The organism is Streptomyces sp. NPDC005483, assembly GCF_040606035.1.
GTDB lineage: Bacteria > Actinomycetota > Actinomycetes > Streptomycetales > Streptomycetaceae > Streptomyces.
In genome coordinates this window covers 92,018-105,247 of record NZ_JBEXEA010000013.1, presented here as the reverse complement: position 1 = coordinate 105,247, position 13,230 = coordinate 92,018, and the positions used below count along the sequence as shown (strand labels likewise).

Here is a 13,230-nt window from a genome sequence, read left to right as displayed (position 1 = left end):
TGGCCATAGTTCACGGCTCATCTGTAGAGGAGGTAATTCTTTCGAATCCGCCGGAAAGCGTTCAGCTCCTCCCGCCATTCCGCCACGACCTCGTCGGCAGTGGCACCGGCGTCGATCATCGTGCGGACCCGGGTGGAGCCGGTGAGCTTGTCGATCCAGTTGTCCGGCCGCCAACCGAAGCCGGACCAGACCCTCTTGGCGGTCACGAGCAGGGCGATGCCGGTGCGGACGGGGTCGTACGCGGACCTGTCGTGGACGTGGATCTGTACGCCGCCGATCGTCCTGCCCTGGAACTTGGAGAAGGTCGGAGCGAAGTAGGCCTCCCTGAAGTGCACACCGGGCAGGCCGAGCTCGTTCGCGGCGGCGGCCCAGCGACCGTCCAGGCCTTCCGCGCCCAGCAGTTCGAAGGGGCGGGTGGTGCCGCGGCCCTCCGAGAGGTTCGTGCCCTCGAAGAGACAGGTGCCGGAGTACACCAGAGCGGTGTCGGGGGTCGGCATGTTCGGGCTCGGCGGGACCCAGGGCAGGTCCCAGGCGTCGTAGAACTCCGAGCGCTTCCAGCCCGTCATCAGGACCGTGTCCAGGGGGACCGGGGTGGTGAGGAACTCGCCGTTGAAGAGTCGGGCAAGCTCCGCGACGGTCATTCCGTGCGCCTGCGAGATGGGCTGCCTGCCCACGAAGGTCGCGAACTCCCTGTGCAGGACCGGGCCCTGGGCCGCGCGGCCGGTGACCGGGTTCGGCCGGTCCAGGACGACGAAGCGCTTTCCCGCGAGCTGGGCCGCCTCCATGCAGTCGTACAGGGTCCAGATGTACGTGTAGAAGCGCGCGCCGACGTCCTGGATGTCGAAGACGATCGTGTCCACGGCGGAGGTGGTGAAGATGTCGGCGAGGGGCTGCCCGCTCTTCAGATAGGTGTCGTAGACGGGGAGGCCGGTCGCGGGGTCGTCGTAGCGGCCTTCCGAGCCGCCGGCCTGGGCGGTGCCCCGGAAGCCGTGTTCGGGGCCGAAGACGGCCCCGAGGTTCACTCTGTCGTCGGCGTGCATCACGTCGACGATGTGACGGACGTCCCGGGTGACGCCGGTGGGGTTGGTGACGATGCCGATCCGCTGCCCGCTGAGCTGGACGTATCCGGATGCGGCGAGGTTCTCGAAACCGGTTCGTCTGTGGTGGTGAGCTGCTTGGGTGGGAGGTGCGGAGGCCAGTGACGCCGTTGCCGTTGCTGCTGTCAGCAGGGTTCGTCTGGATAGGCGCATGAAGGGACCGTATGCGCTCCCGCAGGTTGTGGGGAGGGCGCGGGTTGGCCGTGGCTGGTCGCGCAGTTCCCCGCGCCCCTGAAGGCCGGACCAGTCACCCTTCCTTCCAACATACCGACCGGTTAGTCTGACGGGGCAGTCGAGCCGGAGTCGAAGGAGACCGATGGTGGAAGCCCTGCAGGGTGCCGGAGTGGTTGTGACCGGAGCGGGAGGTGGCATCGGGGCTGCGCTGGCCCGGCGGTTCGCGGCCGAGGGGGCTCGAGTCGTCGTGAACGACCTTGACCCCGGGCGGGCCAAGGCGGTCGCCGAGGAGGTCGGAGGGATCGCCGTCGCCGGGGATGCCTCTGCCGTGATCTCCGAGGCCCGTGACGCCCTGAACGGCGTGGTCGACGTCTACTGCGCCAATGCCGGGGTCGCCTTCGGCGGCGACTCGCTCGACGAGAGCGCCTGGGCCACCTCCTGGGACGTCAACGTCATGGCCCATGTCCGGGCCGCTCACGCGCTGCTCCCGCAGTGGCTGGAGCGCGGGAGCGGGCGGTTCGTGTCGACCGTTTCCGCCGCCGGGCTGCTGACCATGATCGGGGCCGCCCCCTACGCCGTCACCAAGCACGGGGCGCTCGCCTTCGCCGAGTACCTGTCGCTGACGTACCGGCACCGGGGGATCAAGGTGCACGCGATCTGTCCGCAGGGCGTGCGGACCGACATGCTCGCGGCCACCGGGACCGCGGGTGACCTGGTGCTCAAGCCGACCGCCGTCGAGCCGGAGGACGTGGCCGAGGCCCTGTTCCGGGGGATCGAGGAGGACCGGTTCCTGATCCTGCCGCATCCGGAGGTCGCCGAGTACTACCAGGCGCGGGCCGCCGAGCCCGATCGCTGGCTGTCCGGCATGAACCACCTCCAGCGCAAGTGGGAGGGGGTCCGATGAGCGAGTCCCGCTACGCCACCAAGCCCTGGCTCGACCTGCTCAGCGAGGCCCAGCGCGGTCCGATCGAGCCAGACGACTCCCTCGTGCACGCCCTGCGCCGCGCCGCCGCCGAGGCCCCGGAGCGGCCCTTCCTCGCCTACTTCGACGGCCGGCTCAGCTACCGCGAGGTAGACGAACTCAGCGACTCCGTCGCCGGGCACCTCGCCGCCGGCGGTCTGGAGCGCGGCGCCCGGGTGGCGATCCTGCTCCAGAACTCCCCGCTGTTCGTGCTCGCCCTGCTCGGCGCCTGGAAGGCGGGCGCGGTCGTCGTGCCCGTCAACCCCATGTACAAGTCGGGGGAGGTCGGCCATGTCCTGCGGGACGGCGAGGTGGCCGCGCTGATCTGCTCCGACCGGGCCTGGGAGTCGTATCTGCGCGAGACGGCGGCGGACTCGCCGGTGCGGATCGTGCTCACGGGGTGCGAGCTGGACTTCCAGTCCCGCGGGGACGCGCGGGTGCTCACCTTCGAGCGGTTGCCGCAGGCCGAGGACGCCGACGACCTCGTCGCCGTCGCGCGGGCCGGGCACAAGGCGCCCGAAGGACGGGACGTCACGCCCTCCGACATCGCCCTGATCAGCTACACCTCGGGGACGAGTGGCACGCCCAAGGGCGCCACCAACACGCACGGCAACATCATGTACAACGCCGAGCGGCAGCGGACCGGGCTCGGACTGCCCGAGGGGCCCGTGTACTACGCCCTGGCGCCGCTGTTCCACATCACCGGGATGGTCTGCCAGCTCGGGGCGTGTCTGACCAGCGTGGGCACGCTCGTGCTGACGTACCGCTTCGAGGCGGGTGTCGTCCTGGACGCCTTCGCCGAGCACCAGCCGCACTACACGGTCGGCCCGTCGACCGCGTTCATGGCGCTGGCCGCCCACCCCGACGTCACCCGCGAGCACTTCTCGTCCTTCGTCAACATCTCCTCGGGCGGGGCCCCGCTGCCGCCCGCCCTGGTGGAGAAGTTCCGGGCCGGATTCGGGCCGTACATCCGCAACGGCTACGGGCTGACCGAGTGCTCCGCGCCCTGCGCGTCCGTCCCGCCGGAGCGGGAGGCGCCCGTCGACCCGGTGTCGGGGACGCTCGCCGTGGGGGTGCCGGGGCCCGAGACGATCGTACGGATCGTCGACGACAGCGGCGTCGAGGTGCCGTTCGGCGAGCAGGGCGAGATCGTGGTGCGCGGGCCGCAGGTGGTGCCCGGATACTGGCGGCGGCCGGAGGCGACCGCCGAGACCTTCCCGGACGGCGAGCTGCGGACGGGTGACATCGGGTTCATGGACCCGCAGGGCTGGCTGTACGTCGTGGACCGCAAGAAGGACATGATCAACGCGTCCGGCTTCAAGGTGTGGCCGCGCGAGGTCGAGGACGTGCTGTACACGCACCCGGCGGTGCGCGAGGCGGCCGTCGTGGGGGTGCCCGACGGGTACCGCGGGGAGACCGTCAAGGCGTACATCAGCCTCCGTCCGGGTGCCGAAACCGACCCGGATGCGCTCGCCGCGTACTGCAAGGAGAGACTGGCCGCCTACAAGTACCCGCGGCAGGTGGAGATCCTGCCCGACTTGCCGAAGACGGCCAGTGGGAAGATCCTCCGTCGGGAACTGCGTTCCCAACCGTAAGACAGCGAACGACCTCTCGGAAAGCAGGTGGCGGCACAGTGCCCAGGACGACGGACGGAGACGGTACGCCCGTCCCGCAGCGGCTGCTGGCCGCCGCCACCCGGCTCTTCGCCGAGCAGGGTTACGACCGCACCTCCGTGCAGGAGATCGTCGAGGCGGCCGGCGTCACCAAGGGGGCGCTGTACCACTACTTCGGCTCCAAGGACGACCTCCTGCACGAGGTGTACGCGCGCGTGCTGCGCGTCCAGCAGGAGCGCCTGGACGCGCTCGCGGGCACCGACGAGCCGATCGAGAAGCGGCTGCGGGCGGCGGCCGCCGACGTCGTCGTCACCACGATCGAGAACCTCGACGACGCGATGATCTTCTTCCGCTCGATGCACCACCTGAGCCCCGAGAAGAACAAGCAGGTGCGGGCCGAGCGACGCAAGTACCACGAGCGCTTCCGCGCGCTCGTCGAGGAGGGCCAGCAAGCGGGCGTCTTCTCGAAGGCGACCCCGGCCGACCTCGTCGTGGACTACCACTTCGGCTCGGTCCACCACCTGTCGACCTGGTACCGCCCGGACGGCCCGATGGGCCCGCAGGAGGTGGCCGACCACCTGGCCGACCTCCTCCTGCGGGCCCTGCGGCCGTAGCGCGCTCCCTAGAGGTACTTCTTCAGCTCCCGGCGCGCGAGCGAGCGCTGGTGCACCTCGTCGGGCCCGTCCGCGATCATCAGGGTGCGGGCGCCGGCGTACAGCTCGGCCAGCGGGAAGTCCTGGCTGACTCCGCCCGCGCCGTGCAGCTGGATGGCCCGGTCGATGATGTCGACGACCGCGCGGGGCGTGGCGATCTTGATGGACTGGATCTCTGTGTGGGCGCCCCGGTTGCCGACCGTGTCCATCAGCCAGGCCGTCTTCAGGACCAGCAGACGCAGCTGCTCGACGGTCACGCGCGCGTCGGCGATCCAGTTGTGGACCACGCCCTGCTGGGCCAGCGCCTTGCCGAAGGCGGTACGGGACACGGCCCGGCGGCACATCAGCTCGATCGCCCGCTCGGCCATGCCGATCAGTCGCATGCAGTGGTGGATCCGGCCGGGGCCGAGGCGGGCCTGCGCGATGGCGAAGCCGCCGCCCTCCTCGCCGATCAGGTTCGAGGCCGGCACGCGCGCGTGGTCGAAGATCACCTCGGCGTGGCCGCCGTGGTAGTGGTCCTCGTAGCCGAAGACCCGCATCGCGCGCTCGACGGTGACGCCCGGGGTGTCACGCGGGACCAGGATCATGGACTGCTGGCGGCGGATGTCCTCGCCGTCCGGGTCCGTCTTGCCCATCACGATGAAGATCTTGCAGTCCGGGTTCATCGCCCCGGAGATGTACCACTTGCGGCCCGTGACGACGTACTCGTCGCCGTCGCGCTCGATGTGCGTGGTGATGTTGGTGGCATCGGCGGAGGCCACCTCCGGCTCGGTCATCGCGAACGCGGACCGGATCTCACCGGCCAGCAGCGGCTCCAGCCACTGCTTCTTCTGCTGCTCGTCGCCGAACTGGCTCAGGACCTCCATGTTCCCGGTGTCGGGCGCGGCGCAGTTCAGCGCGGTGGGCGCGAGCTGCGGGGAGCGGCCGGTGATCTCGGCGAGCGGGGCGTACTGGAGGTTGGTGAGGCCGGCGCCGTACTCGGAGTCGGGCAGGAAGAGGTTCCACAGGCCCTGGCGACGGGCCTCCGCCTTCAGCTCCTCGACCACGGCCGGGGTGTCCCACGGCGAGGCCAGCCGGGCGCGCTGCTCCTCCGCGACGGCCTCGGCGGGGTAGACGTACTCGTCCATGAAGGCGAGCAGCTTGGCGCGCAGCTCCTCGGTGCGGGCGTCGAACGCGAAGTCCATGCGGATCAGCCTTCCTGGATGCCGTCGTGAAGCGTGGTGAGACCGTGCTGGATGAAGACCGGGACCAGGTCGCCGATGCGGTCGAAACCGCGGCCCACCGTCTGGCCCAGGGTGTAGCGGTAGTGGATGCCCTCGAGGATCACGGCGAGCTTGAACCAGGCGAACGCCGTGTACCAGGACACCGCCGAGACGTCCCGCCCGGAGCGCTCGGCGTACCGCGCGATCAGTTCGGCCGGATCCGGGTGGCCCGGGGCCTCGGCGGTCGTGGAGATCGTGGAGTCGGCCATGCCCAGCGGCACGCTGTACATCACCAGCAGACCGAGGTCGGTGAGCGGGTCGCCGAGGGTCGACATCTCCCAGTCGAGGATCGCCTTGATCTGGTCGTCGTCACCCATCAGGACGTTGTCGAGCCGGTAGTCGCCGTGCACGACCGTCGCCGCGGGGGACTGGGGCAGATGGCGGCCGAGCGTCGCGTGCAGCTCGTCGATGCCGGCCAGGTCGCGGTTGCGGGAGGCGTCCAGCTGCTTGCCCCAGCGGCGCAGCTGGCGGTCCAGGAAGCCCTCGGGACGCCCGAAGTCCGCGAGACCGACCTCCGCCGGATCCACCGCGTGCAGCTCGACGAGGGTGTCGACGAGGGACAGCACGGCGTCGCGGGTGCGCTCGGGGCCGAGGGGGGCGAGCTGGCCGGCGGTGCGGTACGGGGTGCCCTCGACGAACTCCATGACGTAGAACGGTGATCCGAGCACCTCCTCGTCCTCGCACAGCAGGACGGGGTTCGGCACGGGCACGTTCGTGGGGTGCAGGGCGCTGATGACCCGGTGCTCGCGCTTCATGTCGTGCGCGGTGGCCAGGACATGGCCGAGCGGGGGCCGTCGTACGACCCAGCGCGCCGTGCCGTCCGACACCGCGTACGTGAGGTTCGAGCGTCCACCCTCGATGAGCCGGCCGGTCAGCGGACCCTGCACCAGACCGGGCCGCTCACGGTCGAGCAGGCCGCGCAGCCGGTCGAGATCGAGGCCTGGCGGATGGTCGGGGCTCATCGGGGCTCCTTACGCACGCGTGAACGGGTACCGCCCATCATGCCGACTGGTCGGTATGTCGTCCAGAGGGAACGGTGAACGTGATCCGGCCCACGATAGGCCGACAGCTCCCCGCGCGGTGCGGCGGGGAGCTGCTCGGTTCCCTCGCGGTCAGGTCAGTGGTCGTCCCAGTGACCCTCGTGGGCGGCGTGCCGGTGGCCGTCGTGGAGGTAGTCGACGTGGTCGCCGTGCAGGACACTCTCGTGCCCGCAGTCCTGGCCGTGCCGGTGCTCGTGCCCGTCGTGCGAGACATGCCCACCGGCCTCGCACTCGTCCCAGTGGCCCTCGTGCTCGCGGTGCAGATGCCCGTCGTGCGCGTAGTCGACGTGGTCCTCGTGCGGCACCTTCGTGTGCCCACAGTCCGAGCCGTGCGTGTGCGCGTGGGAGGCGTGTTCGTGGTGGAGGGTGCTCATGGTGCTCACCTTCGAAGCGACGGGCGATGACGTCGGACAGGGTGCCACGGGTGGGGTGCATATCGGGCGATTCGGCGCGTGTGGCGTGGGGGGCGGGGTGCAGTCGGGGGTGGGGTGTACCGGGGGGCCGGCGCGTTGGCTTTCCGTGCGTGCGCACCGGGGCGGGCGCTGAGCGCGTGAGGGTGCGGTCGGGGTGGGTGGCGGGCTTGCGTGTACGACCGGAGGGCTCGTCGACCGGGTGTGCCGGCCGTGTGAGAGGGCTGACCTGGGGCGCCCGGGTCTCGCCCCCGCCCGCAGGGAAGCCGCGGCCGGCGGGGGTGCTGGACGCCAAGGCGCCGCAGAGCGGCTGGAGGCGCTGACCGCGCGGCGCCGCTTGGCCGGGTGTACGCGACCGTGTCAGCGGGGCCCGGACCCCCGCTTTCGGACCTTACTGTCCGGCGTTGCTCTTTGGCCCTCGCTCAGGACCTGCCCTCCGCCCCCCTCAGAACACCAGCGCCGCCCCGCAAGCCGCCATCGCCACCGTGCACAGGACCGCTGTCGTGGCGGCTCGCGGAGTGAGGGGGCGCGGGGTGTCGGACGAGGTCAGGGTGTGGATGCGGCGGTGCGCGAGGTAGAGGAAGCCGAGCCAGAGGGTGCAGCACAGGGCGCAGGCGATGAGTGCGGCAGGGGACGGGCCGCCGTGCAGGGCCGTCTTCACGGCGAGTACGGCGGAGACGGTCCCCGAGAGGGTCGTACGGCGCCAGGCGAGCCGCGTGCGTTCGGGCTGGAGCCCCGGATCGCGCTCCGCCGCGACGCCCTCGCTCATCCCTCCCACCCGACGAGCACCACGAAGACCATGGCCACGGCCACCACCGCGACCACCAGGCTGAGCAGCGCCGGGAACCGCGACACCGGCAGGTCCTCGCCCCGCCGCATCGCCCGCTCGCACCGCACCCAGTGGTTGACCGCCCGCAACGAGCAGAGCACTCCCGCCGCGAGCAGGGCGAGCGCCAGCCCGACCCGCCAGCCCCAGCGCAGATCGGGCAGGAACTGGTCCACGGCGAAGCCACCGCCGATCAGCGCGAGCGCGGTGCGCAGCCAGGCCAGAAAGGTGCGTTCGTTGGCCAGCGAGAACCGGTAGTCGGGAGTGCGGCCCTCCTGCCGGACGTCCTCGGGGGCGAACCAGAGGCGGACGTTCCGTGCGAAATCGATCACGCGCACGAGCCTATCGGCCGGGTGCCTGCAGGGCGGTGTCCGGGGCGGGTCCGCCGAAGCGCCGGGCTCGCTCGCCTGGTCGACGCTCACCCCATCGACCGGTACGCCTTGAGCCGCTCGTAGGCCGCCAGGCCGTCCGGCACCCACTCCCAGTCCCGCAGCCGTACCTTCACCTCGTCCTCCGGCAGGAAGTCGTGCCAGGCGACCTCCTCGACCTGGGGGCTGACCGGGAGCTCGCAGCGGACCTCGTAGACCGCGGACCACCAGGTCCGGCCGGCGCGGTCGTCGTAGAGGAACTTGAAGAGGTACTCCGGGCGGGGCAGCCCCGTCACACCGAGTTCCTCCTCGGCCTCGCGCAGGGCGGCGTCGTCGTAGGACTCGCCGGCGCCGACCACTCCGCCGACGAACATGTCGTAGAGGGAGGGGAACACCAGCTTGGTGGGGGTGCGGCGGTGAACGAAGAGGCGGCCCTCGGCGTCCCGGGCCTGGATGAAGACACAGCGATGGCGCAGACCCTTGGCGTAGGCCTCCCCACGTGGGGACTGTGCGACGACATTGTCGTCTTCGTCGACGATGTCAAGAATTTCGTCAGCAGCGCTCATGCCCCCCATCCAAGCAGGGGCGCGCATCCAAGCGAGGGCGCGCACGCACGCGGGAACCCGCACCCACGCCCGGTCCCGCAGCCGCGGGGAGGCACGCGTCCATGCCGGGTCCGCACTCCTAGCCGGGGCCCGGAGCCACGCCCGGTCCCGCAGCCGCAGAAAAGCCCGCATCGCCGGGGCCCGCAGCCACGTGGGGGGTCCGCAACCGAGGAGAGGCCCGCACACCGCCGGCGCCGACAACCCAGCAGAACCCCCCCCACCCCCGCATAAGCCCCCTCAGCTCGGCTGAAGGTCCCGCGCAGGTTCCGACTGGGCGGCTCCGGAGGGCATCGCGGGGTGCATCCCCAGCAGCACGATGCCCGCGACGACGGCCGCGAGGCCCACCGCCTCCCAGGTCAGCGCGCCGGTGTCGGTGCGCAGCCGGTCGCCCAGGAAACCCACCCCGCACACGATCCCGGCGAGCGGCTGGGCCGCGGTCAGGGCGGGCAGCGACATCCGCAGCGGCGCGGTCTCGAACGCGCTCTGCACCAGGACGAGCCCGGTGACGCCGAGGGCCAGCACGGCGTACGGCTGCCAGCCGGTCAGCAGCTCGGCGAGGCCGCCCTCGGAGAAGCGCTGGCCGCTGACGCGGGTGAGGGCGTCCTGGACGCCGTACAGCAGTCCGGCCGCCAGGGCCAGCAGGACCGGGCCCGCACTGAGGCGGGAGCGCTTGGCGTAGGTGGTGAGCAGCAGGGCGAGCCCGACCATGGCACCGATGATCAGCCAGTGGCGGAGCGGGTCGGTGACCGCCGTACCACCGCGCGGCTCGCCCGCCACGATGAACGCGCTCACCCCGCCCGCCAGCAGCGCGAGCCCCGCCCAGCCCTGGCGGCCCAGCGGCTGCTTGGTCTGCTTGCGGGACAGGGCGAGGGCGAACAGAAGGTTCGTAGCGAGCAGGGGTTCGACCAGGGAGACCTCGCCCTGACCGAGCGCGATCGCGCCCAGCACCATGCCGGCCACCATCAGCCCGATGCCGCCGAGCCAGCGCGGGATCCTCATAAGGTCGAGGAGCAGCCGGGGGGAGAGGAAGTCGCTCAGCGGGGCCTGACGGGCCGCGTTCTGCTGGAGCACGAAGCCGAAGCCCAGGCAACAGGCAGCACTCACGGCGAGAATCAGAACCAGAACCGACACGCTGCGTACCTCGATCGTCCGGCCGGGCGGCAGGGAGTAGTCGCCGACTGTAGCGTCCCAGCGTCCGGCTTGCCCCTGGGAGTACCCGAATTCGGGCTGTCGACTCGGCCACCGAACGATTCTCGGCGGCGGGGTGTCCTGTCATGGTGCGGTGCGGGAGAGGACGGCGCCATGGCGTACGCCACAGACGGGCGGCCTCGACCCGCTCCCACCAGCACCGCGTCGCCACAACTTCCTCTCAGGTATGGAGAGTTGACGCGTGTAATGCGCCTTCGGCCCTTGACGCAAACCATTGGTGGGGGGTTGGCTGTCCGTGATCAGTCGATGGCGGTGCGAATCAGTCCCTCGACCTGCCCTCACCGGCTGTCGCCCCGCCCTCACTGGCTGTCGGATTGCCCGCATCTGCCCGCATTTGCCCAGGCGACCTCTCCCGTCCCACATCTCCCTCCAGCCCCACTCGCATCAGCTCCACCCGCATCAGCCCCGCCCTGCCTGCCGCACCCACCCACGCAGCCCTCCAGCCCCACCCGCCCCGAGCCACGTTCCGTGAGGAAAACCCACACGGTGTCCCCGCCCCCACCCCCCTTCGGCCGCAGTCGTAAGCGCGCCGCCCAGGCCTTCGACGCGGCCCTCGACGACGTCGAACTCATCGACGCGCGCGCCGCGTTGGCGCAGGGCAGGTGGCAGGCGGCCCGGACGCTGCTCACCCGGACGGGCGACGACTGGGACCGGCGGGGCCACCGGGTCACGGTGCTCGCGGCCGAGCCGTACAGCGACGCCTGGGCCAGGGACTGGCTGGTCGCCGAGCCGGACTCCGCCGACGCCGCCGTGCTGCTCGCCCTCGCCCTGGTCCAGCGCGTCCAGCGGGGCAAGGGGAAGCCCGCCGCCGCCCGCGAGGCCTGCCGGACCGCGGCCCGGCTCGCGCCCGCCGACCCCACCCCCTGGCTCGGCCTCCTGATGCTGGAGCGCGACCTCGGGGCGGCGGACGAGGTCGCCGACGTCTTCGGCGAGATCCGGCAGCGGTACGCCGACCACCACCACGCCCACCATCTGATGGTCGCCCGGCTCGCCGAGCGCCGTGCCGAGACGGGCCCCGACCCGCTGCACGAGGTCTACGACTTCGCCAAGTGGGCCGCCGAGCAGGCCCCGGCCGACTCACCGCTGGCGATCCTGCCGGTCATCGCGCACGCCGAGCGCTACCGTGCCCTGGCCGCCGCCGGGCACGAGCCGCGCGACCCGGCCGCCTCCGGCCACTGGACCGGACGCCGGGCCCGGCAGGTGATGAAGTCCGCCTTCGACTGGTGGCTGGAATGGGAGCACGAGGGCCACCCCCGCCGCCTGGTCGACCTCAACTTCCTCGCCCACGCGAAGGTCTGCGAGGGCCGCGGCGCCGAGGCCGCCGCCCTCTTCCACCGCATCGGCGAACGTCCTACCCCGGCCCCCTGGTCCTATCCGGACCGCGAGCCGTACTCCGCCTTCCGTGCCGCCCGCGACCACGCGCTCGGCACGGTGTGACACCCCCGAACCCCAGAAGGACGGTCCCCATGGCCACCGAGAGTTCCAGCAAGAGCAGACCAGAGATCAGTACGTTCAAGGGGCAGGACCGCGCGCTGCGGGCCGGCCGCCTGGGCACCGGGGGCCTGCTGCTCTCCGTCCTCGCGGCGACCGCGCCCCTCATGGTCGTCGCGGGTGTCATGCCCACTACATTTGCGGTGATGGGGATCGTCGGCCAGCCCCTGCTCTACGTCGTCCTCGGCGTCGTTCTCGTCCTGTTCAGCGTCGGCTACGCCGAGATGAGCCGGCACGTCCACAACGCGGGCGCCTTCTACGCCTACATCTCGCGCGGCCTCGGCGGCACGGCCGGGGCGAGCGCGGCCCTCGTCGCCCTCGTCGCCTACAACGCCCTCCAGGTCGGCATCTACGGCATCTTCGGCTTCGAGGTCTCCGGACTGTTCGCCACCTACACCGACCTGTCGGTGGCCTGGTGGATACCCGCGCTGGTGGCCGCCCTGGTCGTCGGCGCGCTCGGCTGGCTGAAGATCGACGTCAACGCGCGCGTGCTCGGCGTCCTGCTGATCGTCGAGGTCGCCCTGGTCGTCATCTTCGACATCGCCGCCGTCGCCGACCCCGCGGCCCAGGGCCTGTCCCTGCACGCCTTCAACCCGGACACCCTCAGCGGCGCCGGCGTCGGCACCGCCCTGTGCTTCTGCATCGCCGCCTTCCTCGGCTTCGAGCAGGCGCCCGTGTACGCCGAGGAGACCAGCCGCCCGCACATCCTGGTGCCGCGCGTGATGTTCCTGGCCGTCGGCGGCGTCGCCGTGTTCTTCGCGCTCAGCAGCTGGGCCCTCACCGTCGCCACCGGTCCCTCGGCCGTCGTCGCCGAGTCACAGAAGCAGAGCGCCGGACTGCTCTTCGGGCTCACCGAGTCCCGCCTCGGAGGCACGTTCACCGACGTCCTGCACGTGCTGTTCGTGACCGGCATGTTCGCGGCCATGCTCAGCTTCCACAACGTCGTCGCCCGCTACGCCTTCGCCATGGGCCGCGAGGGCCTGCTGCCCGCCGCCTTCGGCCGCACGAACAGCGCGAGCGGCGCGCCCGGCACCGGCTCGCTGCTCCAGACCGTCGTGTCCGTGGTGGTCGTGGCCGTCTTCGCGATCGCCGACGACAAGCCCACGGGCGACCCGACCGTGCCGGTCCTGCACCTGTTCACCTGGTTCGGCAACATCGGATCCCTCGGTGTGATCGTGCTGATGGCGGCGGCCTCCGCGTCCGTCATCGTCTTCTTCGTCCGGCGCGGGGCGGCGGGCGCCCAGGCCTGGCGCCTCGTCACCTCGGCGCTCGCGGGGATCGCCCTGCTGGTGATCGCCGTCTACACGGTGAAGGACTTCGACGTCCTGGTCGGCGCGGGCCCCGACTCCTCGCTGAGCTGGGTACTGCCCGGCATCATCGGCCTCGCCGTGCTGGTGGGCCTGGCCCAGGGACTCCTCCTGCGGGCCCGCAGGCCCGAGGCGCACGCCCGGATCGGGCTCGGCAACGAGGCGTTCCAGCTGGAGAAGGCGGCCGAGGAGGCCTCGTAGCCGCCTGAGAACG

At 71.5% G+C, this 13,230-nt stretch carries 13 protein-coding genes; 5 read left to right on the top strand and 8 right to left on the bottom strand.

Annotated elements, in window-relative coordinates; translation table 11 throughout:
- Positions 1–17 precede the first annotated feature (17 nt).
- Positions 18–1,250 carry a DUF1343 domain-containing protein gene (locus tag ABZT06_RS25035; RefSeq protein ID WP_355744906.1) on the bottom strand — a complete coding sequence of 411 codons (1,233 nt, stop codon included), beginning with the start codon at positions 1,248–1,250 and terminating at the stop codon, positions 18–20.
- A 163-nt stretch (positions 1,251–1,413) separates the two neighbouring features.
- Here ABZT06_RS25035 and ABZT06_RS25030 point away from each other — a divergent pair, with 163 nt between their 5' ends.
- From ABZT06_RS25030 to ABZT06_RS25020, 3 genes are read left to right on the top strand one after another with little or no spacing between them, the layout of a single operon-like run.
- Entirely contained in the window at positions 1,414–2,175 is a 762-nt protein-coding gene (locus ABZT06_RS25030; protein WP_355744903.1) for an SDR family oxidoreductase, read from the top strand.
- Entirely contained in the window at positions 2,172–3,827 is a 1,656-nt protein-coding gene (locus ABZT06_RS25025; protein ID WP_355744900.1) for an AMP-binding protein, read from the top strand. The genes ABZT06_RS25030 and ABZT06_RS25025 overlap by 4 nt, the downstream gene beginning before the upstream one ends.
- Positions 3,828–3,865: 38 nt before the next feature.
- Positions 3,866–4,459 carry a TetR/AcrR family transcriptional regulator gene (locus ABZT06_RS25020; RefSeq protein ID WP_355744897.1) on the top strand — a complete coding sequence of 198 codons (594 nt, stop codon included), beginning with the start codon at positions 3,866–3,868 and terminating at the stop codon, positions 4,457–4,459.
- 8 nt (positions 4,460–4,467) lie between these two features.
- Here ABZT06_RS25020 and ABZT06_RS25015 read toward each other — a convergent pair whose 3' ends face one another.
- The 7 genes from ABZT06_RS25015 to ABZT06_RS24985 form a co-directional block, all read right to left on the bottom strand.
- Positions 4,468–5,682 carry an acyl-CoA dehydrogenase gene (locus ABZT06_RS25015; RefSeq protein ID WP_355744894.1) on the bottom strand — a complete coding sequence of 405 codons (1,215 nt, stop codon included), beginning with the start codon at positions 5,680–5,682 and terminating at the stop codon, positions 4,468–4,470.
- A 5-nt stretch (positions 5,683–5,687) separates the two neighbouring features.
- Positions 5,688–6,722 (bottom strand): phosphotransferase family protein, encoded by a 1,035-nt coding sequence (locus ABZT06_RS25010; RefSeq protein ID WP_355744892.1) that lies wholly within the window; start codon positions 6,720–6,722, stop codon positions 5,688–5,690.
- A 155-nt stretch (positions 6,723–6,877) separates the two neighbouring features.
- Positions 6,878–7,174: a hypothetical protein gene (locus tag ABZT06_RS25005; RefSeq protein WP_355744889.1), complete on the bottom strand. Its 297-nt coding sequence runs from the start codon at positions 7,172–7,174 to the stop codon at positions 6,878–6,880.
- A gap of 481 nt (positions 7,175–7,655) precedes the next feature.
- Complete coding sequence (locus ABZT06_RS25000) at positions 7,656–7,979, bottom strand: DUF202 domain-containing protein (RefSeq protein WP_355744886.1); 324 nt, start codon at positions 7,977–7,979, stop codon at positions 7,656–7,658.
- Entirely contained in the window at positions 7,976–8,368 is a 393-nt protein-coding gene (locus ABZT06_RS24995) for a DUF202 domain-containing protein (RefSeq protein WP_355744883.1), read from the bottom strand. Before ABZT06_RS24995 ends, ABZT06_RS25000 begins: the two co-directional genes overlap by 4 nt.
- An 86-nt stretch (positions 8,369–8,454) precedes the next feature.
- On the bottom strand, positions 8,455–8,970 hold the full coding sequence (locus ABZT06_RS24990; protein WP_355744880.1) for an NUDIX domain-containing protein: 516 nt from the start codon (positions 8,968–8,970) through the stop codon (positions 8,455–8,457).
- A 276-nt stretch (positions 8,971–9,246) separates the two neighbouring features.
- Positions 9,247–10,140, bottom strand: a complete 894-nt coding sequence (locus ABZT06_RS24985) for a DMT family transporter (RefSeq protein ID WP_355744877.1) — start codon at positions 10,138–10,140, stop codon at positions 9,247–9,249.
- A gap of 564 nt (positions 10,141–10,704) precedes the next feature.
- Between ABZT06_RS24985 and ABZT06_RS24980 the strand changes: the two genes are divergently transcribed.
- Positions 10,705–11,655, top strand: a complete 951-nt coding sequence (locus tag ABZT06_RS24980) for a hypothetical protein (protein WP_355744874.1) — start codon at positions 10,705–10,707, stop codon at positions 11,653–11,655.
- 29 nt (positions 11,656–11,684) lie between these two features.
- A complete protein-coding gene (locus tag ABZT06_RS24975) occupies positions 11,685–13,217 on the top strand; it encodes an APC family permease (protein WP_355744871.1) in 1,533 nt (510 codons plus the stop codon).
- Positions 13,218–13,230: the final 13 nt, after the last annotated feature.